Source organism: Jeongeupia sp. USM3, from assembly GCF_001808185.1.
GTDB lineage: Bacteria > Pseudomonadota > Gammaproteobacteria > Burkholderiales > Chitinibacteraceae > Jeongeupia.
Window position 1 is genome coordinate 2,944,267 of the sequence record NZ_CP017668.1, and the last position, 20,676, is coordinate 2,964,942.

A 20,676-nucleotide genomic window follows, 5' to 3' on the forward strand; every position below is an offset into this window, starting at 1 on the left:
GAGTTAAGCAATGAATATTCTCGTCATCGGTAACGGCGGCCGCGAGCATGCGCTGGCGTGGAAGATCGCCCAGTCGCCGCGCGTCGGCAAGGTCTTCGTCGCACCGGGCAACGCCGGTACGGCGCTCGAGCCGAACCTGACCAACGTGCCGATCACCGACATTCCGGTGCTGATCGAGTTCGCCAAGCGCGAGAACGTCGCGTTCACGGTCGTCGGCCCCGAGGCGCCGCTGTCCAAGGGCATCGTCGATGCGTTCCGCGCCGAAGGGCTGAAGATCTTCGGCCCGACCAGGGCCGGTGCGCAGCTCGAATGGTCGAAGGACTTTGCCAAGGCGTTCATGAAGCGCCACGGCATTCCGACCGCCGACTACGAAACCTTCGGCGACGCCGGTCAGGCGCACGCCTATATCGACGCGAAAGGCGCGCCGATCGTCATCAAGGCCGACGGCCTCGCCGCCGGCAAGGGCGTCGTCGTTGCGATGACGCTCGATGAGGCGCACGCGGCGGTCGACATGATGCTCGAGGGCAACAAGTTCGGCGACGCCGGCGCCCGCGTCGTGATCGAGGAGTTCCTGACCGGCGAGGAAGCAAGCTTCATCGTCATGGTCGACGGCAAGAACGTGCTGCCGATGGCGTCCAGCCAGGACCACAAGCGCCTGCTCGACAACGACGAAGGTCCGAACACCGGCGGCATGGGCGCGTACAGCCCGGCGCCGGTGGTGACGCCGGAAATCCATGCCAAGGCAATGCGCGAAGTGATCCTGCCGACCGTGGCCGGCATGGCCAAGGATGGCGTCGTCTACACCGGTTTCCTCTACGCGGGCCTGATGGTCGGCGAAGACGGTTCGGTCAAGGTCGTCGAGTTCAACTGCCGCTTCGGTGATCCGGAAACGCAGCCGATCATGCTGCGGCTGAAGAGCGACCTCGTGACGCTGCTCGAGCACGGCATCGACGGTACGCTCGACCAGACCGAGGCCGAATGGGACCGGCGTGCGGCGCTCGGCATCGTCATGGCCGCGGCCAACTACCCCGAAACGCCGCGCGCCGGCGATGTGATCACCGGCCTGCCCGGTGAGCTGGAAGACGGCCACGTGTTCCACGCCGGTACCAGGCTCGACGAACAAGGCCGCCCGGTGACGAGCGGTGGGCGCGTGCTGTGCGTGACGGCGTTCGGCGAGGGCTTCAGACAGGCGCAGAAGCGCGCATACGAGATTCTCGATGGTGTGCATTTCGACGGCGCGCAGTTCCGCCGCGATATCGGCTGGCGCGCGATCACGCGTAAGTAAGCGTCGTGCCCCTCGGAAAGGCCGCCTTCGGGCGGCCTTTCTGCTGGCCCACGGTTATGCTGCAGGCATGGGACGATCCGGCCCGACAGGAGGGAGAATGGACGCGCGTAAGGGGCTGAGAACCGCGTTGCTGCTGGTGCTGATCGCCGCGCTGGGCGCCTGCGGCTTTGCCCGCCGCGTGGTCAGGCTCGAGGAGAACCGCAGCGAGATCGCGCGCAACGGTGTCGTCGCCGGCGCGGTGCAGCTCGACGGCGTTCCGATCGAGCAGGTCGAAGTCGTGCTGCTGCGGGTCGAGTACGACGGCGTGCAGGCTGTGGCGTCGAGCCACGTCGGCGAAGGCGGCTACTTCGCCTTTCTGGTACCGCAGCAGGGGCGCTATGCGCTGGTCGCGTATCACGACCGCAACGGCAACGGCCGCGCCGACGGCGACGAGGCGTCGGCCGGTATCGGGCTGCCGGCCGGGGTCGAGGTTGGCCCCGGCGACGAGTACATGCCGTGCTTTGCGCTCGGCAAGGAGGCGCGGCCACTTCATGCGGACCTCCGCAGCCGGCTGGCCGACGTGCCGGCCGGTATGCGCAGCAGGCTGCAGCTCTTCGCGGGCCGCACGGCCGCGATTGACGACGCGCGCTTCGGCCGCGCCTTCGGCGCCAAGGGCCTGTGGGCGCCGCTCGATTTCGTCTCTGAACTGGGGATCGGCGTCTATTTCCTCGAGCCCTACCGCGCCGACCGGATTCCGGTGCTGTTCGTCCACGGCGTCGGCGGCTATCCGCAGCAATGGAAGCAGATCGTCGCCGGGCTCGACCGAAAGCGCTTCCAGCCGTGGGTCTACCAGTACCCGAGCGGGATGCGCCTGGCGCACAGCGGCGACACGCTGGCCGATCTGCTGCAGACGCTGCAGCGCGAATACGGCTTCAGCCGGATGATCGTCGTCGCGCACAGCGTCGGCGGACTGGTGTCGCGGCAGGCGATCCGCCGGCTGGCGAAGACCGATCCACAGCAGCCGGTGATGCTCTTCGTCACGCTGTCGACGCCGTGGGGAGGCGATGCGCTGGCGCAACTCGGTGTCAGCCGTTCGCCGGTGACGATTCCGTCGTGGCAGGACATCGCGCCGGACAGCGACTTCCTGCGCCAGTTGCTCAAGTCGCCGCTGCCGGTGCCGCACCAGCTGTTCTTCGGCTATCGCGGCAGCAGCATGCTGGTGCAGGGCAACAGCGACGGCACGATCGCGCTCGCCAGCCAGCTGGCGATGCCGGTGCAGCAGGGCGCGGTGCGGGTGACCGGTTTCGACGAAACGCACACGTCGATCCTCGGCAGCCGCGATGTCGGCGGCGAGATCAACCGGGCGCTTGAACAGGCGGTCGCCGCCGACCGGCTGGCCGGGCGCTAGGGCCCGGCCGGCGCGTCAGTCCGGGCGGCGGAAGATCAGCGAGGTGTTGATGCCGCCGAAGGCGAAGTTGTTGCTCATCACATAATCGCAGGCGATCTGCCGGCCGCCGCTGCCGATGTAGTCGAGCGGTGCGCAACGCGGGTCGACAGTCTCGAGGTTGATCGTCGGCGCAAACCAGCCGCCGTTCATCATCGCGATGCTCCACCATGCCTCGAGCGCGCCGCAGGCACCGAGCGTGTGGCCGACGTAGCTCTTCTGCGACGAGATCGGCATCCGGGCACCGAAGACCGCATGCGTCGCCTGCGTCTCGGCAATGTCGCCCTGTTCGGTCGCCGTGCCGTGGCCGTTGACGTAGCCGATCGCGTCCGCCGGCAGGCCGGCGTCCTTCAGCGCCAGCCGCATCGCCTGCGCCATCGTCGCCGCCTGCGGCTGGGTCACGTGGGTGCCGTCGCAATTGGTGCCGAAACCGACGAGTTCGGCGTGGATGGTCGCGCCGCGCGCCTTCGCGTGCTCGTACTCCTCGAGGATCAGCGTGCCGGCGCCTTCGCCGATCACCAGACCGTCGCGGCCGGCGTCGTAGGGGCGCGGCGTCAGGCCGGGCTCGTCGTTGCGGGTGCTGGTCGCGAACAGCGTGTCGAAGACGGCGGCCTCGGTCGCGCAGAGCTCTTCGGCGCCGCCGGCGATCATCACGTCGGCCGCGCCGTAGCGGATCGCCTCGTACGCATAGCCGATGCCCTGGCTGCCCGAGGTGCACGCGCTCGACGTCGTGATCACCCGGCCGGTCAGGCCGAAGAACACCGCGATGTTCACCGGTGTCGTGTGCGCCATCATCTTGATGTAGCTGTTGGCGTTGACGCCCTCGGTGGTCTTTTCGTGGATCATCCGGCCGAAATCGCCGATCGCCGGCGGCGAGCCGGCCGACGAGCCGTAGGAGACGCCGACGCGGCCGCCGCCGAGCAATTCGGCATTGTCGAGCAGGCCGGCATCGAGCAAGGCCAGCTCGCTGGCACGGCACGCCATCAGCGCGATCCGGCCCATGCTGCGGGTGCGCTTGCGCGTGTAGGTGTCACCCGGCAGCGCGAACGCCGCCGCCGGTGCGCCGAGCCGGGTGTTGAGGCCGGCGTATTCGTCCCACTCGGGCAGGTAGCGGATCGCATTCCGCTCGGCGCGCAGCGCGGCCTCGATCGTAGCCCAGTCGCAGCCGATCGGGCTGATGCCGGCCATGCCGGTGACGACGACGCGTCGATTCATATGGCCCCCTGCGCGTAGCGAGAAGCCCGAGCACAAGGCGTCCCGGAGCGAGTGAAGAGATCGTACGCAGCGTGTGGTGCGGAACGAACGAGGGGACAACGCAGTGATCGGGCTTCGCAGTAGCGCAGGGTCATGCGAGACCTCCGTTCACCGAAATCACCTGCCGGGTGATATAGGCCGCGTCGGCGGACAGCAGGAAGGCGACCGTGGCGGCGACCTCTTCGGGCCGGCCCATGCGCTGGGCCGGAATCGCCTTGAGCGCGTGCTCGCGGACCTCGTCGCTGACCATGTCGGTGTCGATCAGACCCGGTGCGACGCAGTTGACGGTGATCTTGCGCTTGGCGAGCTCGAGCGCCAGCGCCTTGGTCGCGCCGATGATGCCGGCCTTGGCGGCCGAGTAGTTGACCTGGCCGCGGTTGCCGATCAGCCCGGACACCGACGACAGCGTGACGATGCGGCCGGGCTTGCGGGTCTGCACCATCGGCATCACCAGCGGATGCAGCACGTTGTAGAAACCGTCGAGATTGGTGTGGACCACGCCGTCCCAGTCGGACTCGGTCATCGCCGGAAAGGCCGCGTCGGCGGCGATGCCGGCGTTGCAGACGACGCCGTACGGTGCGCCGTGCTCGTCGAGCTCAAACTCGAGCGCCGCGCGGCAGGCGGCGCGGTCGGCGACGTCGAACTGCAGCACGCGGGCGGTGGTGCCGTATTGCGAAGCCAGATCGGCGGCGAGTGCGTCGGCCTGATCGCGGCGCGACCGGCAGTGCAGGATCAGGTCGTAGCCGTCGGCGGCGAGGCGGGTGGCAATGGCGCGGCCGATGCCGCGCGATGCGCCGGTGACGAGGACGGTGTGCTTGAGTGTGTTCATGCCTGTTTCAGGTATTCGTCGAGATTGTCCGGCTGGTAGGCCGAGAGCTGGGCGCGGGCGACGGTCTTGCCGTCGATCGCGATCGTGCAGTCCATCACCGCAACGCCGTTGTCGGCCTGGAACTCGCGCCTTGCGGTGACGGTGAGCGTCTGGCCGACGCGGAACGCCGGCACCTCGCTGTCGTAGCGGCGCGTGCCGACGAGGAAGCCGACGCTGACCGCGTCACCGCGCGCTCGCGCCTCGAAGCCGGCGAGCGCCGCGATCGTCTGCGCCATGTATTCGACGCCGACCCAGCCGCCGACCTCGAGGCCGTCGCAGAACGGCGAATCGGCGCGGATCGTCGTTGCCGCGGTCAGCGTGTCCGGCGCGGCCGAGACGACCCGGTCGAGCAGCACCATGCGGCCCGAGTGCGGCAGATAGTCATTGATGGGCAGGTCGCTCATGTGCGCTCCAGGATCAGCGCGATATTGTTGCCGCCGAAGGCGAACGACGTCGACAGCGCGGCGCCGACGCCGGCGCGGGTGCCGGCGCGGGTGCCGGGGGCAACGAGCGGCAGCGGCGCGATGTCCGGATCGGCGTCGCCGTCCCAGACGTGCGGCGGCAAGCGGCGGTCCGCGTCGGTCAGCGTGATCCAGCACAGCGCGGCCTCGATCGCGCCGGCGGCGCCGAGCGTGTGGCCGGTCAGCGGCTTGGTCGAACTTGCCGGCACGCCGGGCAGCAGGGCGGCGACGGCAAGGCTTTCCATCGCGTCGTTCTGCCGTGTCGCGGTGCCGTGCAGGTTGACGTAGCCGATCTCGTCCGCTGTTTTGCCGGCGCGGGCCAGCGCGGCGGCGATCGCCCGTTTTGCGCCGCTGCCGTCCGGCGCCGGTGCCGACACATGGTGTCCGTCGGAGCTTTCGCCCCAGCCGGTCAGCGCGACCTGCGACGGTGTCCGGCTCATCAGGAACAGCGCCGCACCTTCGCCGATATTGATGCCGTTGCGGTTGCGCGAGAATGGATTGCAGCGTGCGGCGCTGACCGATTCGAGCGCGGAGAAGCCGGCGATGGTGAAGGCCGCGAGCGTGTCGACGCCGCCGGCGATCACCAGGTCGGCTACGCCGGTCCCGATCAGCCGCGCACCGGCAGCCAGCGCCTTGGCGCTCGACGAACAGGCGGTCGAAATGCAGTAAGCCGGGCCGGCAAGGCCGAGCTCGTCCGCCAGCCATTGCGCCGGCGAGCCGAGTTCCTGCTGGCCGTAGTGGTAGCCGGCCGGCAGCGCGCCGTCGGCGTCGCGTGCCGCCATCGCGACTTCGCCTTCGACGATGCCCGAGGTGCTGGTGCCGAGCACGACGGCGATGCGGGCCGGATCGAGCCCGGCGGACTGCGCCCGGTACGGCACGTCGATCTGCGCGAACGCGGCGGCCAGCAGGGCGTTGTTGCGCGAGCGGTGCTGCGGCGGCGCGGCAATCGCCGGCAGCGCTTCGGTGATGGTGCCGAGCATCAGCGGCCGGCCCGGGCTGTAGCGGTCGGTGACGTCCATGCCGGGACTGTCGGCGGCGAACAGCCGCTCGCGGACGGTGTCGACGCCGCTGCCGAGCGCGCAGATCAGGCCGGGGGAATGCAGGTAAATCATGGCGCTATGTTGGTCGTCGGTTGGAAGTGCAGCTCAATCATGGCGCGGTGTCGATGGTCAGTTGGTAATGCAAGGGTCGATTGGTGAGCTGTGCCCGACCGGCGAGCCGGTCGTCATTGCTGTAATCGACGACGATGGCGTTTTGGCCGTCGTGCCGGACAACGCGCTGGCGTGCGGTGTCGTTGACCTGCCAGCCCGCCGGCAGCGCGGCCTGCAGCGCGGGCAGCGGCGCGTGGACGATCAGGAAATCGTTGAGCATCCGCTCGGCGGGCAGCGCCATCGGCACGTTCTCGGTCGATTGCACCGCCTTGCCGTCGTAGTCTATCGAAAACAGCCGGACGCCGAGCGCGAGCCCGACGAGCGAAACCGTGCTGTCGTCGATGCTGGCGACGACGTCGAGCGTGCGCGTCTCGCCGGGCCAGCGCATCGTCAGCCGCTGCTCGAGCACGCGCTCGCCGCCGAACGCACCCGGTGCGATCTGCAGCAGCGGCAGGCCGCCCGAGAGCAGCGTCGCGCAGCCGGCGAGGCTGCCAATGATGGCGAGGGACATCAGTACGCGGAGCGCCCGGCCAAGCGTTTGCACCATTGCTCGTGTGCCGCAGCCTTGCCCGTTGTCCTCCCGCTCCTCCCGTCCTCGCCCAGCGAGGAAGCCTCGCCTTGCGGCTCGAGTGTGCTCCGGGCAGCGTTGTCCAAAGGCAATCAATCGAAGAGTGCGCATGCGGCTTCCAGCGACGACAGCCGGCGCTCGGGCTTGGCGACGTAGGGGTTGGCTTCGTCCCACGCGTAGCCGGCGAGGATCGACGAAATCATCGCCTCGATCTGCGGGTTCTTGTCCTTGTGGAAAATGATCTTCTGGAAGCGGCCGTCGTACCACGCGGTGACGAAGGCGCGGAAAGTGTCGACGCCCTTCTTCAGCGGCTTCGCGTAATCGCGCTCCCAGTCGACCGTGTCGCCGGCGGCCTCGCGCAGCAGCGCGTTGACGGCGAGGTCGGCCGACTTGACCGCGATGGTGACGCCGCTCGAGAACACCGGGTCGAGGAACTCGCCGGCGTTGCCGAGCAGGGCGAAGCGGTTGCCGTGCAGCGATGTCACGTTGGCCGAGTAACCGGTCAGCGTACGCGCCGGCGTATCCCAGCGGGCGTTTTTCAGCAGTTCGGCGAGGCCGGCGTCCTCGAACACGATGGCCTTGAGCCGTTCGGTATCCTCGCCCTGGTATTGCGCGAGGAAGTCGCGCTCGGCGACGACGCCGATCGAGCAGCGGCCGTTCGAGAACGGAATCAGCCAGTACCAGACGTGGTGGTGCTGCGGGTGGACGGTGATCAGGATCTTGTTGCGGTCGAACGTGCCGGTCGGGATGCCGTCCTCGATATGGGTGAAGATCGCGCCGCGGACCGGGAAGTCCGACGGTGTTTCCAGATCGAGCAGGCGCGGCAGCGTGCGGCCGAAGCCGCTGGCGTCGAGCAGGAAGTTCGCTTCGATCTCGTAGACGTGGTCGTCGGCGCCGCGCACCGTCAGCACCGGCTTCGCGCCGCTCACGTCGGCGGCGAGCACGGTGTGGCGGTAGCGGATGTCGGCGCCGGCCTTCGCCGCGCCGTTGGCGAGCACATGATCGAAATGCCCGCGCTGTACCTGGTAGGTCGTGCCCCAGCCCGGTGAGAACTTCTCGCGGAAGTCGAACGCCGTGCGGTCGGCGCCGCGGGCGAAGGCTGCGCCGTTCTTGTACTGGAAGCCGGCCTCGACCACGTCCTGCAGGAAACCGGCCTTCTCGATGTATGCCATCGACTGCGGCAGCAGGCTCTCGCCGATCGAGAAGCGCGGAAAGGTTTCGCGTTCGATGATGACGACGTCGCGGCCGGCCTTGCGCAACAGCCCGGCGGCGACGCTGCCGGACGGGCCGGCGCCAATGATGACGATATCGGTGCTTTGACGGGTACTCATGAGGCGTGATCCGGTTGGAACAGCGGTTGGGGAGGGGACGGGCGGCGCAGGAGCGGGGCGATCAGCCAGGCCAGGCCGACGCCGGACAGCGTCGCGGTGCCGAAGGTCGCCAGCGCCGGCGTGTGGCTGAACGCCAGGAGGCCGAACGACAGCAAGGTACAGCAGGCGGCGAGCGAGATCGCCAGCACCATGCGCACCTCGCCCGGGTGTTCGTTGACGAAAATGCCGTAGTCGATGCCCATGCCGAGCAGCAGCAGCAGGGTCAGCACGGTCAGGAGCTGCAGCGGAATGCCGAGCCAGCCGAAGATCGCCAGCGTGGCGATGCTGGCGATCAGCGACGGCGCCAGCACCCGCCAGGTGTCGCGGCGGTAACGGCGCCACAGCAGCGCGGCGGTGACGATGTAGGCGGCGGCGAGTACGGCCGCCAGCCGGTCGCGATAGCGGTCGAGCACGGCGGAAATCTCGGCCGGCTTGTCGACCCAGCGCACGCCGGGCAGCGACACCTTCGCCAGCGCTGCGGCGTTGGTGGCGCCGGCAAGGCCGGTCAGCATCACGATGCTTGCATAGCCGTGGCCGGTGTCACCAAGCCACAGGTGGCGCGCCGGCAGCGACGCCTTTGATGCGAGCCAGGTCTCGGGCGTCAGTAATGGCGCTGGCGCGGCCTGTTGCTTGATCCAGTCGTCGTCGACGCCGATGTCGTCGGCCAGCGAGCGCAGCAACGCGGGATCGCGCAATACCGCCGCACGGGTTTGCAGCGCGCGTTGTTCGGACAGCGGCGGCAGCCAGCGGCTGACGCTCTGGTAGCCGGCAATCGCGCCGCCGGCGACGAAGCCGTCGAGCGCCCGGGTGAGCGCACGTTCGCGCTCGAGCACGGTCTGCGCATCCGGGCCGCTGACGATGAACAGTTGCGCCGGGCTCGGCAGGCCGAGCAGTCTGGCCGTGGCGATCTGCTCTTTCATCAAGGTGGCGTCGGTGCTGACCAGGCTGCGCACGTCGTCGCTGGCGTCGAGTTTCAGCAAGCCGGCGACGATGACCGGCGCGGCGACCGCCAGCGCGATCAGTGCGCCACGACGGCCGAGGCGCGGCCAGCGCGCCAGCCACCGCAGCAGCGGTGCGCCGAGCACGCCGGGTTCGAGCTTGCTCGGGGCAAGGCGCGGATACCAGAACAGCTCGGACAGCCACGCCGAGGCGATACCGGTGGCGGCGAACACGGCCATCTGCGCCAGCCCCGGGAACGGCGTCAGCGCCAGACACAGGTAGGCGAGCGCGGTGAACAGCGTGGCGATCAGCAGGCTGGGCAGCAGCCGCTCGAGCCGCTTGCCGGCGCCGACCGCCGCGCCGAGGCTGGTGCTGTGCAGCAGCAGGCTGTAGTCGACGGCGACGCCGATCAGGCTGGTGCCGAACACCAGCGTCAGCATGTGCACACGGCCGTACAGCGCAAAGGTGAGCGCCAGCGCGATCGTCATCCCGGTGGCGATCGACAGCGCGACCAGCGGCAGCGCGCGCCAGCCGCGGAAGGTCAGCAGCACCAGCAGCAGGATGCCGAGCAAGGAGCCTGCGCCGATCGTCGACATCTCGCGCTCGGCCTGCTGCGCGGCCTTGGCCGCGTGCAATACGACGCCGGCGCGCAGGACGCTGACGTCGGGTGAAGCGGCCTTCAGGCCGGCAATCGCACGGTCGAGCCCGTCGGCGACGGTTTTCTGCGCCGACAGCGAAAAGGCGCTGTCGTTCAGCGTGTACATCAGCACCGTGTAGTGGCGTCCGTCCGCGTCGACCCTCAGCCGGCCGCCGTCGGGGCGGACGCGGGTCAGCTCGCCCAGCCCTTGCAGCCAGCGGCCGAAGGTGCCGAAAGGATCGTCGCGCCAGGCCAGCCCGCTGGTCGATACCGTCGCGTACGCCTGCTGCAGTGCGCGCGCCTGCCATGCGGCCGGGCCTTGCGCCAGCGCGGCGGCATCGGCCGGCGTGACCATGCGGTACGGTGCATAAAAGTCGCGCAGCGCGTCGAGGTCGAGCGCCTGCGTCTGCGGCCGGATCGGCAGCGGCCTGAGCGCGGCGGCGAGCGTGCCGGCGGCTTCTGCCGCCGTCTCGCGGCCGGCGCTGCCGACCAGCAGCACCAGCTGGCGCTCCGACGCCTGCGCGAGCGAGGCCATCGCCCGCTCGGCGACCGGGTCGCGCTCGTTTTTCGGCAGCAGCGCGAACAGGTCGGTATCGAGCCGGTTGGCGAGCTGCCGGTGCTGGCTCGCGAGCCAGCCGGCGCAGCCCAGCAGCACGATCAGCCAGCCCAGCGCCAGTGCGCGCCAGAGGCGGGTTTCGGTCATGGTCGCGGATCAGTCAAAGTCGGCCTCGTCCTCGGCCGACATTTGTGTGGATGTCGTCACCTTGCTCATCCTGATCCGCGTCACATCGCCGCTGGCGGCATTCATCTCGACCTGTTCGATCGTCCTGTCGCCGGCGAGTTTGAGATTGCCGATCAGCCTGGCCATGCCGGCGTCCTTCGGGCTCAGCACCAGATTCCAGCGCGCGCCCCTGGCGTCGCCCTTGACGTCGAAATGCTTGGCCAGCCCGGACAGGTCGCCCGAGAACAGCGAGAACAGCACGCCGCCGACGGTGCGCACCACCGGTTCCTTGTCGGCGGTCAGCTTCATCAGCGTCTCCTTGCCGTCCTTCTGGACGATTTCGTCGCGGGCAACCTGCAGCCGCTGGTCGAACGGCTTGACCGTATGCCAGACGACGCCGCGCTTTTTCTCGACGACGAAATGGCCGTTCGCGGTCAGCGTCTTCTTCACGCCGACCAGTTGCCGCTCCTGGACAAATTCGCCGCGGATCACCGGTGCGTCGACGAGGCGCTTCTGCACGTCCTGCAGCAGCTGGCCATTGGTGTCGGCATGCGCGCCGATCGGCAACAGCGCCGGGAGCAGCAGCGTCAGCGCAAGCAGGCGTTTCAGCATGGGACGGGTTCTCCGAGTTTGTCGAACAGCACCGGCGGCGACATGAAACACATTTCGCGCGTCGCGATCTCGACGGCGACCTGCACCGTGTAGCCACGGGTCAGCCGGGCGCCGGTATCGGCATCGCGGATCTCGTAGCGGATCTTCAGCCGGTTTTCCCACTCGACGATTTCGGCGCAGATCTCGATGCGCTGCTGGTAGACGAGCGGTCTGGCATAGCGGATGTTCAGCTCGATCACCGGCCACGCGTAGCCGGAGTCGCGCATCTGCGGGTAGTCGTAATCGAGCGCCTGCAGCAGCGCGGTGCGCGCGTACTCGAAGTAGCGCACGTAGTTGCCGTGCCAGCAGACGTCCATCGGGTCGAGGTCGTGGAAAGGCACCTGCCAGACCACGCTTGTGCCGCGGGGCGGCTTGGCTGCGCGCTCGCTTGGTCGCTGCGGTGTACTTGAACGTACACGGCGCTCCTCGCTTCGCGTGTCAGCGGCGCTCGCCGGCGCCGGGTCAACGATCGGGTTACTCATATAGTTTCCATTGCTGCTGCTGGATGCCGTCGACGAGGCGTCGCAGCGTGGGTTCGAGTGCGACATCCTCGTTGATGAAGGCGATGTCGTCCGCGAGCTGCCTCACAAAATCGTCGGCACCGGGTTGCAGCGGCATTGCGCCGTCCGCGGTGGCCTGACGCAGCGCGAGGCCCTGGCGCACGGTGATCAGCATCGCCGCGGCGACCTGCTCGGTCAGCTGCAGCACGCGCAAGGCATCGCGGGTGGCGATCGTGCCCATGCTCACCTTGTCCTGGTTGTGGCATTCGGTCGAGCGGCTGAACACCGACGCCGGCATGGTGTTTTTCAGCGCCTCGGCGGTCCACGCCGACGCGCTGATCTGCAGCGCCTTCAGGCCGTGGTTGATCGCCGCGCGCGGGCCGGTGGCGCCCGACAGGTTGGCCGGCAGGCCATGGTTGTAGCGCGCGTCGACCAGCAGCGCCATCTGCCGGTCCAGCAGGTCGGCGACGTTGGCGACGAGGTTCTTCAGGCTGTCCATCGCGAACGCGATGTGGCCGCCATAGAAGTGGCCGCCGTGCAGCACGCGTTCGCCGTCCGGATCGACCAGCGGATTGTCGTTGGCGCTGTTGAGTTCGTTCTCGATCACGTTCCTCAGGAACGGAAGCGCGTCGGCCAGCACGCCGATCACGTGCGGCGCGCAGCGCAGCGAATAGCGGTCCTGCAGGCGGTGGTCGTTGCGGCCAGCCTTGTTGTCGCCGAGATCAAAGCGCAGCCAGCCGGCCACGCCCTGCTGGCCCGGATGCGGCTTGGCGGCGAACAGCGTTTCGTCGAAGTGCTGCGGGTTGCCGTCGCTGGCGGCGACCGCCAGCGCGGTGATCCGTGTCGCGAGCCGTGCCAGGTACTCGGCGCGCTCCCACGCCAGACACGCCAGCCCGGTCATCACCGCAGTGCCGTTCATGATCGCCAGCCCTTCCTTGGGGCGCAGCTTCAGCGGCGTGAGATTGAAACGCGCCAGTGCCTCGGCAGCCGGCAGCGGCTGGCCGTCGAGACGTGCCTCCCGTTCGCCGCACAGCACGGCTGCAACGTAGGACAGCGGCGTCAGGTCGCCGCTGGCGCCGACCGAGCCTTCCTGCGGAATGCGCGGCAGGATGTCGTGCTCGAGCAGCGCGGCGAGCTGTTCGAGCAGGCCGGCGCTGACGCCCGAGTAACCCTGCGACAGCGATGCCAGCCGCGCGGCGAGGATCGCCCGGGTTTCGACATCGCCGAACACCTCGCCGTAGCCGCAGCCGTGATAGGTGTACAGGTGCTGGGGCAGCTCGTAGGCGAGCGAGACCGGCACGGCAACGGTGCACGAATCGCCGTAGCCGGTGGTGACGCCGTAGATCACGCCGTCCACGTCGAGCAGCTTGTCGAGGAAGGCCGCGCCGCGGGCGATGCGGCCGGTGAACGCCGCGTTGCCGGATAGCACCGGGCGGGCTTCGCGACGCGCCAGTTTGGCAATGTCGGCGATGCCGAGACGGCCTGCGCCGAAGGTGACCGGGCCGGTGCGGGTCGCATCCTGAAGAGGGGAGCCGGATTTGTTCGTCATCGTTCGGACCAGAAAGGATAGAAGTTGAACCACTGCAGCGGCGCGGCGAGGCATTCGGCCTCGAGCAGCGCCGCATAGCCGGTGGCGAGCAGCGCGATCGCGCCACGGCGGTCGGCGCGCGGCAGCACGACGCGTTCGGCCAGCAGGCGCACGGTGATGTGGAAATGGTCGGCACGGCGGCTGGCGACCAGCGCGACCAGCGGGCACTTGAGGATGGCCGCAAGCACGTAGGGGCCGACCGGGAACGGCGCCGGCGCGCCGAGGAAAGGCACGCCGACGGTATCGGGCTGCAGCGACACCGGCACGCGGTCGCCGGCGATCACGACGAACTCGCCGGCCTCGACGCGTTCGGCCAGCATGACCGCGGTAGCGGCGCTGATCTCGGTGACCTGGATCAGCCGGATGTGAGCGTCCGGATTGGTTTCGCGCAGCAGCCGGTTGAAGCGCTCGGCGTGCTTGGTGTGGACGAGGATGTTGAGCCGGATGCCGCGGCGCGTTTCGCCGAGCTTGCGGAGCATCTCGAAGTTGCCGATGTGCGCGGTCATGATCACGCCGCCGCGGCCGGCGTCGATCACCGCCTGCATCGTCGCGGCGCCGTCGCGGCGGATCTCGGTGTCGTCGAGGTCGCCGCGCCAGACCAGCAGCTTGTCGAGCACCGTTTCGCCGAAGGCGGCGAAGTGCCGCAGCACGTTGGCGAGTGTCGGCGCCGGTGTGCGGCCGCCGCTGCGCGCATGCAGCCGGCGCAGGTAGTCGCGCGACGCGTTGCGGGCGAGCGCATGGCTCAGCACGTACCAGCTCAGGATCGGGTAGAGCACCAGCCGGAACGGCCAGCGGCCGAACAACTTGTAGATGCCGACGAGCAGCCGGATGCCGCCGGCGAAGCCGGCCTCGCCGACCGACGCCCAGTGCCTGGCCATCAGCGTGCGCCGCCGGCCGCGAGCCGCGCGAGCAGCCGCGGCGAGCGCCGGAGCATGCCGAAGAACAGCCGCGCGTGCATCCTGCTGATCCGCACGTTGTCCTGCCAGTAGTCGAAGTGCGAGACGCCGTCCGCCGGATAGCGCACCCGCGTCGGCAGGTTGACGACGGGCACGCCGGCCCAGTCGAGCCGCACCAGCACCTCGGGGTCGAAGTCCATGCGCCGTGCCTGCGGCATGCGGTCGAGCACCGGCAGCGTCGGCGCCAGCGGGTAGATCCGGTAGCCGCACATCGAATCGGTGATGCGCAGGCTCAGCGTGTTGATCCACACCCAGACGTGGGTCGCGTAGCGGCCGTAGAGTCGGCCCTTCGGTACCGAGTCGTCGTAGACCGGGCAGCCGGCGATCACCGCGTCGGGGCGGGCCGCCATTGCGGCGAGGAAGCGCGGCACATCGCCGGTGTCGTGCTGGCCGTCGGCGTCGATCTGCAGCGCATGGCTGTAGCCGAGCGCCGCCGCCTGGCGAAAGCCGCTGGCGCAGGCCGCGCCCTTGCCCTGGTTGGCCGCGTGGCGCAGCAGCGTGACGCGTTCACGACTGGCCAGCGCGTCGAGCACCGCGGCGCAGCCGGCTTCGCTGCCGTCGTCGACGAGCAGCACCGGCAGGCCGTGCGCCAGCAATGCGTCGACGACGGCGCCGATCGCGCCGCCGTGATTGTAGACCGGGATTACCGCAATGCAGCTCATGCCCCGGCTCCGTCGACGATCCCGTCGAAAAGCAGCCTGCCGCTCGAATGCGCGCCGGCGCTTGATGCATAGGCGAAGGCGAGCTGGCGCTTGGTGGCGTCCCAGCCCAGCGTCAGCGTGACGCTCATGCCCGGCTGGATGATGCGCTGGAACTTCAGCGCACGCATGCCGGTGAAGCTGCCTTCGATGGCGAAATGCCGGCGGCCGTAAAGCACCGCCCAGTCGACCTGCGCGACGCCGGGCAGCACCGGCGTCTGGTCGAAATGGCCGTCGAAATGCGCCAGTCGCGCGTCGATATTCAGGGTCAGCGTTGCGCCCGCAGCGTCGGCGGTGGTCTCGACGACGATGGGCTCGGTCGGACGGGGCCCGGTCGGCGGCGCGAACAGCGCGGCGAGCAGCGCTTCGGGTGTCTTGCCCATGCCGTCGTGCGGCAGCTCGGCGACGTAGCGCCAGCGCCGGGGCAGGCCGACACGCTCGATGTCGGCGGCGAGCGCGTCGCGCAGCCGCCTGTCCAGCAGCGCCTTGCCGTCGCGTTCGAGTGCATCGCGGCCGGCGGCGCTGAGGACGACGACGGCGGCGATTTCGTCGCGCTGCCGGCTGATCGGCAGCGCCCGCGCGGTGTCGACCTCGGCGCATCCGGCCAGCAGCCGTTCGATCCGGCTCAGCGACACGCGCTTTTCCTCGACCTTGACGATGCGGTCGGCACGGCCGAGCAAGGTGAACCGGCCCGCGTCGAGCGCGGCGCGGTCGTGGGTTGGATGCCAGCCGTCGTCGGCGAGGAAGGGCGAGCGCACCCGCAGCAGGCCGTCGTCGTCGAGCGCGATCTCGACGCCGGGCTGCGGCGTCCAGGCATCGTACGGTTCGTGACGGTGGGCAATGCCGCCGGTTTCGGAGCTGCCGTAGACCTCGGTAATCCGCTGCCCGAGCAGCGCGCGCGCGGCGAGATTGGCGTCCGCAGGCAGCGGCCCGCCCGACGAGAACACCGCGGCAAAGCGCGCGGCGATCGCGCCGCGGTCGGGCACGGTCGGAATGCGCTTGAGGATGGCCGGGCTGGCGACGAGCACCCGTTCGGGTCCGGCAGGCAGCGCCCAGAGCGGCTCGGGATAGGCGATCGTCTCTGCCTCGAAGGCGCGGCCGGCGGCCAGCGGCCACAGCACGCGGAACAGCAGGCCGTACAGGTGCTGGTGCGGCACGGTCGCGACGATGCGCGCGCCCTTCGGGATGCGCGCGCCGAACGCCGCTTCGAGCGCATCGGTCTCGTTGCGCAACTGGGCAATGGTCTTGGTGATCGCGCAGGGCTGGCCGGTCGATCCCGACGTGAACACCTGCAGCGACGGTGTGCCGCGCGGCGCGGCGGCGGTCCGGCCGGCCGGTGCAGCCGCGGGCCAAGTGGACAGCGCTGCCGCGGCGATGTCGCCGATCCACGGCATGGGCAGCGCGGCGCGCGTTGCCGGCAGCGCGTCGCCGGGCACCGTGACGGCGAGGCCGGCCTGCCAGGCGGCGAGCAGCCAGACGGCAAAGCGGTAGCTGTCGCTGTCGAACACGACCACCTGCGGTGCGTTGAGCGCCGCAACGGCCCGCGCTGCGGCGGCGACGTCGGCGAGCAGCGTTGCACCGGTGATCGGCGCATCGCCACGCCAGGCGATGACGGCCGGCCCGGCGGCGTGATCGACCAGGGGCCACGGGCCCGGCCAAGAATCAGGCATTGCGAATTCCATGACGATGCATGACCACACGGCGGACGAGGTACTCGCCGGCGCCGAGCGTGCCGATCAGCACATAGGCGATCAGGCCGTTGTAGAGCGCCCAGGTGGCGTGCGGCTGGGTCGTCGTCCACAGCGCGATGCCGCCGTTGAGCACGAAGAAGCCGGCCCAGACCCGGGTGACGCGCCGGGTGTAGGCGACGCCTTCGGGGGGCAGGTCGGGCGTGGTCAGCCGCGCCAGCCGCTCGATCACCGGTGGCGGCCTGACGAGGCTGGCGGCGAAAACGGCGAACAGCACGGCATTGACGAGGACCGGGTAGAAGGTCAGCGGCAGTGCCGAGCGCGAGACGAGCGCGGCAACGCCGAGCAGCGCGGCGGCGAGCCCGAGCCAGCGGCCGGTGGCCGGGCCGATCAGCCCCGAGCGCCTCGCCCCGCCAGCCGGTCCGAGGCGGCCCAGGCCGACAACGGCCAGCGGCAGCAGCACGAGGCCGGCGAGCCAGAACGGCCAGCCCTGCCACTGGCACAGCCAGAACAGCAGCGGCAGCGCCACGCCGGCGGCGAGGCCGAACACCCGGTTCATCAGGCTTCCTGCTTCATTCAGGCCTCGAGCAGCGCGTGCACCGCGTCGACGACATCGCCGACGGTACGGACGCTCTTGAACGCGTCGGGCTGCATGCGCTTGCCGGTGTGCTTCTGCAGCTTCACGATCAGGTCGACCGCGTCGATGCTGTCGATGTCGAGGTCGTCGTAGAGCCGGGCGTCGAGCGAAATGCGCTCGGGGGCAATCTCGAAGGTTTCTTCGAGGGTCTTGGCGATCCAGTCGTAGATGTCCTGCTTTTGCATGGCGTGGCCTTACTTGCTGCGGTTGGCCGCGACGAAGGCGGCGAGGCTCGCGACCGAGCCGAAGTGTTTGCGGGTTTCCTCGGATTCGGCCGACAGCGACAGGCCGTAGCGCTTTTGCAGCGCAACGCCGAGTTCGAGCGCGTCGATCGAATCGAGGCCGAGGCCTTCGACGAACAGCGGCGCATCGGTGTCGATGTCGCCCGGGGTCAGGTCTTCGAGGTTGAGGCTCTCGATGATGAGCGCCTTGATTTCAGCAGCCAGGTCGGACATGCGGTACTAACTCCGTGAAAAGAACTGCGCCAGCCAGTCGGTCAGCCGGCGCGCGGCCAGTGCGGGTTCGTGGTCGAACAGCCGTTCGGGGTGCACGTCATCGTGCACCGTCAGGATGAAATGCGGTTTGCGTTGCGGCACACGGTACCACTTGCTGCCCTTGGTCAGCATCGGCTCGGACACCGAGATGACCACGGGCGTGATGGCCAGCGGGCCGCGTACGGCGATGTTGGCCGCACCGCGCTGCAGCGCGAGCGGCCGGCCCGGCACGCTGCGCGTGCCTTCGGGAAACACGATCAGGTTGTTGCCGGCGCGGACCGACGCGACGCAGTCGTCGACGACGCCCGGGCCGCCGGCATTGCTGATGAAGCCGGCGAAACGCACCGGGCCGCAGGTGAAGGGATTGTCCCACAGCGCCGCCTTGACGACGCAGTCCGGCCGGCGCACCAGCGACATCAGCAGCACGACGTCGATCAGCGACGGGTGATTGGCGAGCACGAACAGCCCGTTGCGGCGCAGCTTCTCGCCGCCGCGGACCTCGTAGCTGATCACGCCGACGAAGGCCATCAGTCCGGTGAAGAGCCGCATGCCGTAATGCAGCGTGTTCTTGGCAGCGTGCAGCCGCCGGGTTTTGCCCGGTACCAGCTGCAGCAGCGGCAGCAGCACGCAGAGGATGACGAGCCCGCCGAGGCCGAACACGGCAAAGCAGAAGCCGGTGGCGGCGATCCGCCACGCGCGGTCGAGATTCATCAGGCGGCTTCCCCGGAACGGACGACGGTCCAGCCACCGCGCACGGCGAGCGGCAGCACAGCGGCGCCGCTCAGGAAAAAGTGCAGCAGCTCGAGCGGCGTTGCGTCGCGGCCGCCGGCGTGGCCCGGCTCGAGCCGGAAGTCGTCGCCGGGTACGAGGTCGAGCGCCATCGCGAACGGCGCTTCGGGCGCGTCGGCGTAGCGCCGGTACAGCGCGGGCAGCGGCTCGTCGCTGTAGCACAGCAGCACCGAGGCGGCGCCGTCGGCGAGCTGGCTGCACGCCTCGACCAGACCGGCCAGCGCGGTCTCGGCGCCCGCGGCAATCGCCGAAACCGGTGTATGCGTCCTCGTCGCGATCGTGAACAGCCCGGCGGTGGCGTTGTGCACGGCCATGCTGAACGCCTGCGGCGACACCTTGCCTTCGGCGGCCAGCGATTGCAGCAGCGGCACGGTGCGCGTTGCTTCGCCGTGGCGGCTGGCGTGGATCAGCGGCTGGCCGTGGTAAGCGATCTCGGGCGCATAGAGCGCTTCGAGCGCCATCTTGCCAAGCCGGTCGGCGCGGCGGCGCAGCATCGCCGGCATCGCCTCGACCTTCGGCGCCGTCTCGCCGCCGGGCGGCTTGCCGTCCCAGGCCAGCCAGGCATTGCGCGACTCCAGACCCGGCGCCCACGCCGACCACTGCTTCAGGCTGAAGTGCAGTGCGGTGGCGGGCGGAGTGGACATGGCATTCGTAAGCAAAATAAGGATTTCTATGGTATCGCGGCGCGGTGACGATGCTCAACGCGCGGCCATGCCGGCGGCGGGTGGCTTACGCTTTCAGCAGGCTTTCTTTTTTCTCGATGGCCCGCAGCCATGGCGACGTCATCACCGTCGTCGCAATGGCCATCAGCAGCATCGCCGAGAAATACGGTTCGGCGATCAGGCCGAGCTGGCGGCCGAGGTTGAGGACGACCAGCTCCATCATCCCGCGCGTGTTCATCAGGATGCCGAGCATCCACGCGTCGTGGCGCGGCATCCGGCTCAGGGCGCCGGCGGCGAGGCAGCCGCCGACCTTGCCGATCACCGCCACCGCGGTCATCAGCAGCGCCAGCCACCAGAGCCCGCCGGCCAGCAGCACGCCAAGGTCGGTCGACAGGCCGATCGCGGCGAAAAAGCACGGCAGCAGCCAGCGGCACGGCGCCGACAACAGCTGTTGCAATCGTACAACGATTTGCGGGTTGCGCGGCAGCAGCAGACCGACGGCGAAGGCGCCGAGCAGCGCGTGCAGCCCCAGCCAGGCACTGGTGGCCGCCGATGCGGCGACATACAGCGGCACCTCGAGCAGGGCGGCCGCGCGCCCGGCTGCCAGCGCCGGCGCCATGGCGGCGAGCCGGCGACGCAGCGGGCCGAACAGCGCGACGGCGTAGACGGCGGCGGCGGCCAGCTGTGCCGGGCCGTGGGCGCCGTGCTGCGGCAGCCACGCGAAAACCAGCGCGGCGAGCAGCGCCCAGCTCAGCGCGTCGGTCAGCACCGCGCAGGCGATCGCCTGGTTGCCGATCACGGTGCCGGCCAGACCGCGTTCGGTGACGATGCGCGCGAGCACCGGCAGCGCCGTCATGCCGCTGGCCAGCGCGATGAAGGCGAGCGACATCGCCGGCAGCGGTGCGGCCAGCCAGTGCGACGCAGCCCACGCGGCCAGACCACCGAGCGCGACCGGCAGCGCCATGCCGAGCTTGCTCGCCAGCAGCACCGCGCGCGGACGATGGCGCAAGGCGGCCAGGTCGAACTCGGCGCCGAGCAGGAACAGGAACAGCACCGCGCCGACATCGCCGATCCTGCCGATCAGCGAAACCGTTTCCGGCGTGAACGCGAGCGTACCGAGTGCCGGCAACGCGCCGGTCAGCAGCGTCGGCCCGAGCAGCATGCCCGCGGCGATTTCGCCGATGACTGCCGGCTGGCCGCAGGCGCGTGCAAGGACACCGCCGAGCCGGGTGGCGGCGAGGACGAGGACGAGCGCGACGGGCAGGGTGAAGGCGAGCATGGGCTGAAGGGCGGATCGGGTCGGGTCGCATTCTATGCGATTCGCGCCGTCGTGACG

The 20,676-nt window shown here is 69.5% G+C and carries 21 protein-coding genes; 2 read left to right on the forward strand and 19 right to left on the reverse strand.

Annotation, left to right across the window (positions count from 1 at the left end; translation table 11 throughout):
• Positions 1-10: 10 nt before the first annotated feature.
• Positions 11-1,285: a phosphoribosylamine--glycine ligase gene (purD, locus tag BJP62_RS13890; protein WP_070530498.1), complete on the forward strand. Its 1,275-nt coding sequence runs from the start codon at positions 11-13 to the stop codon at positions 1,283-1,285.
• A 97-nt stretch (positions 1,286-1,382) separates the two neighbouring features.
• Positions 1,383-2,672, forward strand: coding sequence for an alpha/beta fold hydrolase (locus tag BJP62_RS13895; RefSeq protein WP_070530500.1), 1,290 nt, complete (start codon positions 1,383-1,385; stop codon positions 2,670-2,672).
• A gap of 15 nt (positions 2,673-2,687) precedes the next feature.
• On the opposite strand, the gene BJP62_RS13900 is transcribed toward BJP62_RS13895, so the two are convergent.
• The 19 genes from BJP62_RS13900 to BJP62_RS13990 all read right to left on the reverse strand — a co-directional run bounded on the left by BJP62_RS13900 (position 2,688) and on the right by BJP62_RS13990 (position 20,619).
• Entirely contained in the window at positions 2,688-3,923 is a 1,236-nt protein-coding gene (locus BJP62_RS13900; RefSeq protein WP_070530502.1) for a beta-ketoacyl-ACP synthase, read from the reverse strand.
• 130 nt (positions 3,924-4,053) lie between these two features.
• Positions 4,054-4,791, reverse strand: coding sequence for a 3-ketoacyl-ACP reductase FabG2 (locus BJP62_RS13905; RefSeq protein WP_070530503.1), 738 nt, complete (start codon positions 4,789-4,791; stop codon positions 4,054-4,056).
• A complete protein-coding gene (locus BJP62_RS13910) occupies positions 4,788-5,234 on the reverse strand; it encodes a hotdog family protein (protein WP_070530505.1) in 447 nt (148 codons plus the stop codon). The genes BJP62_RS13905 and BJP62_RS13910 overlap by 4 nt, the downstream gene beginning before the upstream one ends.
• The gene (locus BJP62_RS13915) at positions 5,231-6,403 is read right to left on the reverse strand and encodes a beta-ketoacyl-ACP synthase (protein WP_070530507.1); all 1,173 of its coding nucleotides are present in this window, start codon (positions 6,401-6,403) and stop codon (positions 5,231-5,233) included. Before BJP62_RS13915 ends, BJP62_RS13910 begins: the two co-directional genes overlap by 4 nt.
• 37 nt (positions 6,404-6,440) lie before the next feature.
• Complete coding sequence (locus BJP62_RS13920; protein WP_168163839.1) at positions 6,441-6,953, reverse strand: DUF3261 domain-containing protein; 513 nt, start codon at positions 6,951-6,953, stop codon at positions 6,441-6,443.
• Positions 6,954-7,102: 149 nt separating this feature from the next.
• Entirely contained in the window at positions 7,103-8,341 is a 1,239-nt protein-coding gene (locus tag BJP62_RS13925; protein ID WP_070530511.1) for an NAD(P)/FAD-dependent oxidoreductase, read from the reverse strand.
• Complete coding sequence (locus tag BJP62_RS13930; protein ID WP_070530513.1) at positions 8,338-10,659, reverse strand: MMPL family transporter; 2,322 nt, start codon at positions 10,657-10,659, stop codon at positions 8,338-8,340. The genes BJP62_RS13925 and BJP62_RS13930 overlap by 4 nt, the downstream gene beginning before the upstream one ends.
• A gap of 9 nt (positions 10,660-10,668) precedes the next feature.
• Positions 10,669-11,289 (reverse strand): outer membrane lipoprotein carrier protein LolA, encoded by a 621-nt coding sequence (locus tag BJP62_RS13935; RefSeq protein WP_070530514.1) that lies wholly within the window; start codon positions 11,287-11,289, stop codon positions 10,669-10,671.
• Entirely contained in the window at positions 11,283-11,669 is a 387-nt protein-coding gene (locus tag BJP62_RS13940; protein WP_236943610.1) for a thioesterase family protein, read from the reverse strand. The genes BJP62_RS13935 and BJP62_RS13940 overlap by 7 nt, the downstream gene beginning before the upstream one ends.
• A gap of 133 nt (positions 11,670-11,802) precedes the next feature.
• Positions 11,803-13,377, reverse strand: a complete 1,575-nt coding sequence (gene hutH / locus BJP62_RS13945) for a histidine ammonia-lyase (protein ID WP_070530518.1) — start codon at positions 13,375-13,377, stop codon at positions 11,803-11,805.
• Positions 13,374-14,294, reverse strand: coding sequence for an acyltransferase (locus tag BJP62_RS13950; RefSeq protein ID WP_070530520.1), 921 nt, complete (start codon positions 14,292-14,294; stop codon positions 13,374-13,376). The genes hutH and BJP62_RS13950 overlap by 4 nt, the downstream gene beginning before the upstream one ends.
• Positions 14,294-15,034, reverse strand: coding sequence for a glycosyltransferase family 2 protein (locus BJP62_RS13955; protein ID WP_070530521.1), 741 nt, complete (start codon positions 15,032-15,034; stop codon positions 14,294-14,296). The genes BJP62_RS13950 and BJP62_RS13955 overlap by 1 nt, the downstream gene beginning before the upstream one ends.
• Complete coding sequence (locus BJP62_RS13960; protein WP_070530522.1) at positions 15,031-16,740, reverse strand: AMP-binding protein; 1,710 nt, start codon at positions 16,738-16,740, stop codon at positions 15,031-15,033. The genes BJP62_RS13955 and BJP62_RS13960 overlap by 4 nt, the downstream gene beginning before the upstream one ends.
• Entirely contained in the window at positions 16,733-17,317 is a 585-nt protein-coding gene (locus tag BJP62_RS13965) for a hypothetical protein (RefSeq protein WP_070530524.1), read from the reverse strand. The genes BJP62_RS13960 and BJP62_RS13965 overlap by 8 nt, the downstream gene beginning before the upstream one ends.
• A gap of 17 nt (positions 17,318-17,334) precedes the next feature.
• Positions 17,335-17,580: an acyl carrier protein gene (locus tag BJP62_RS13970; protein WP_070530526.1), complete on the reverse strand. Its 246-nt coding sequence runs from the start codon at positions 17,578-17,580 to the stop codon at positions 17,335-17,337.
• Positions 17,581-17,589: 9 nt separating this feature from the next.
• Positions 17,590-17,850: a phosphopantetheine-binding protein gene (locus BJP62_RS13975; protein WP_070530528.1), complete on the reverse strand. Its 261-nt coding sequence runs from the start codon at positions 17,848-17,850 to the stop codon at positions 17,590-17,592.
• A gap of 6 nt (positions 17,851-17,856) precedes the next feature.
• Positions 17,857-18,600 (reverse strand): 1-acyl-sn-glycerol-3-phosphate acyltransferase, encoded by a 744-nt coding sequence (locus BJP62_RS13980; protein ID WP_070530530.1) that lies wholly within the window; start codon positions 18,598-18,600, stop codon positions 17,857-17,859.
• A complete protein-coding gene (locus BJP62_RS13985; RefSeq protein ID WP_083300930.1) occupies positions 18,600-19,322 on the reverse strand; it encodes a beta-ketoacyl synthase chain length factor in 723 nt (240 codons plus the stop codon). Before BJP62_RS13985 ends, BJP62_RS13980 begins: the two co-directional genes overlap by 1 nt.
• An 85-nt stretch (positions 19,323-19,407) precedes the next feature.
• Positions 19,408-20,619, reverse strand: coding sequence for a cation:proton antiporter (locus BJP62_RS13990; protein WP_070530534.1), 1,212 nt, complete (start codon positions 20,617-20,619; stop codon positions 19,408-19,410).
• Positions 20,620-20,676: the final 57 nt, after the last annotated feature.

Excerpts from the sequence above, each read along its gene's own strand:
- BJP62_RS13930 (WP_070530513.1), bottom strand. The coding sequence starts at position 10,659 with ATGACCGAAACCCGCCTCTGGCGCGCACTGGCGCTGGGCTGGCTGATC.
- purD (WP_070530498.1), top strand. The coding sequence starts at position 11 with ATGAATATTCTCGTCATCGGTAACGGCGGCCGCGAGCATGCGCTGGCG.
- hutH (WP_070530518.1), bottom strand. The coding sequence starts at position 13,377 with ATGACGAACAAATCCGGCTCCCCTCTTCAGGATGCGACCCGCACCGGC.
- BJP62_RS13915 (WP_070530507.1), bottom strand. The coding sequence starts at position 6,403 with ATGATTTACCTGCATTCCCCCGGCCTGATCTGCGCGCTCGGCAGCGGC.
- BJP62_RS13970 (WP_070530526.1), bottom strand. The coding sequence starts at position 17,580 with ATGCAAAAGCAGGACATCTACGACTGGATCGCCAAGACCCTCGAAGAA.
- BJP62_RS13990 (WP_070530534.1), bottom strand. The coding sequence starts at position 20,619 with ATGCTCGCCTTCACCCTGCCCGTCGCGCTCGTCCTCGTCCTCGCCGCC.
- BJP62_RS13980 (WP_070530530.1), bottom strand. The coding sequence starts at position 18,600 with ATGAATCTCGACCGCGCGTGGCGGATCGCCGCCACCGGCTTCTGCTTT.
- BJP62_RS13975 (WP_070530528.1), bottom strand. The coding sequence starts at position 17,850 with ATGTCCGACCTGGCTGCTGAAATCAAGGCGCTCATCATCGAGAGCCTC.
- BJP62_RS13895 (WP_070530500.1), top strand. The coding sequence starts at position 1,383 with ATGGACGCGCGTAAGGGGCTGAGAACCGCGTTGCTGCTGGTGCTGATC.
- BJP62_RS13910 (WP_070530505.1), bottom strand. The coding sequence starts at position 5,234 with ATGAGCGACCTGCCCATCAATGACTATCTGCCGCACTCGGGCCGCATG.
- BJP62_RS13955 (WP_070530521.1), bottom strand. The coding sequence starts at position 15,034 with ATGAGCTGCATTGCGGTAATCCCGGTCTACAATCACGGCGGCGCGATC.
- BJP62_RS13985 (WP_083300930.1), bottom strand. The coding sequence starts at position 19,322 with ATGTCCACTCCGCCCGCCACCGCACTGCACTTCAGCCTGAAGCAGTGG.
- BJP62_RS13935 (WP_070530514.1), bottom strand. The coding sequence starts at position 11,289 with ATGCTGAAACGCCTGCTTGCGCTGACGCTGCTGCTCCCGGCGCTGTTG.
- BJP62_RS13900 (WP_070530502.1), bottom strand. The coding sequence starts at position 3,923 with ATGAATCGACGCGTCGTCGTCACCGGCATGGCCGGCATCAGCCCGATC.
- BJP62_RS13905 (WP_070530503.1), bottom strand. The coding sequence starts at position 4,791 with ATGAACACACTCAAGCACACCGTCCTCGTCACCGGCGCATCGCGCGGC.
- BJP62_RS13920 (WP_168163839.1), bottom strand. The coding sequence starts at position 6,953 with ATGTCCCTCGCCATCATTGGCAGCCTCGCCGGCTGCGCGACGCTGCTC.
- BJP62_RS13925 (WP_070530511.1), bottom strand. The coding sequence starts at position 8,341 with ATGAGTACCCGTCAAAGCACCGATATCGTCATCATTGGCGCCGGCCCG.
- BJP62_RS13965 (WP_070530524.1), bottom strand. The coding sequence starts at position 17,317 with ATGAACCGGGTGTTCGGCCTCGCCGCCGGCGTGGCGCTGCCGCTGCTG.
- BJP62_RS13960 (WP_070530522.1), bottom strand. The coding sequence starts at position 16,740 with ATGCCTGATTCTTGGCCGGGCCCGTGGCCCCTGGTCGATCACGCCGCC.
- BJP62_RS13950 (WP_070530520.1), bottom strand. The coding sequence starts at position 14,294 with ATGGCCAGGCACTGGGCGTCGGTCGGCGAGGCCGGCTTCGCCGGCGGC.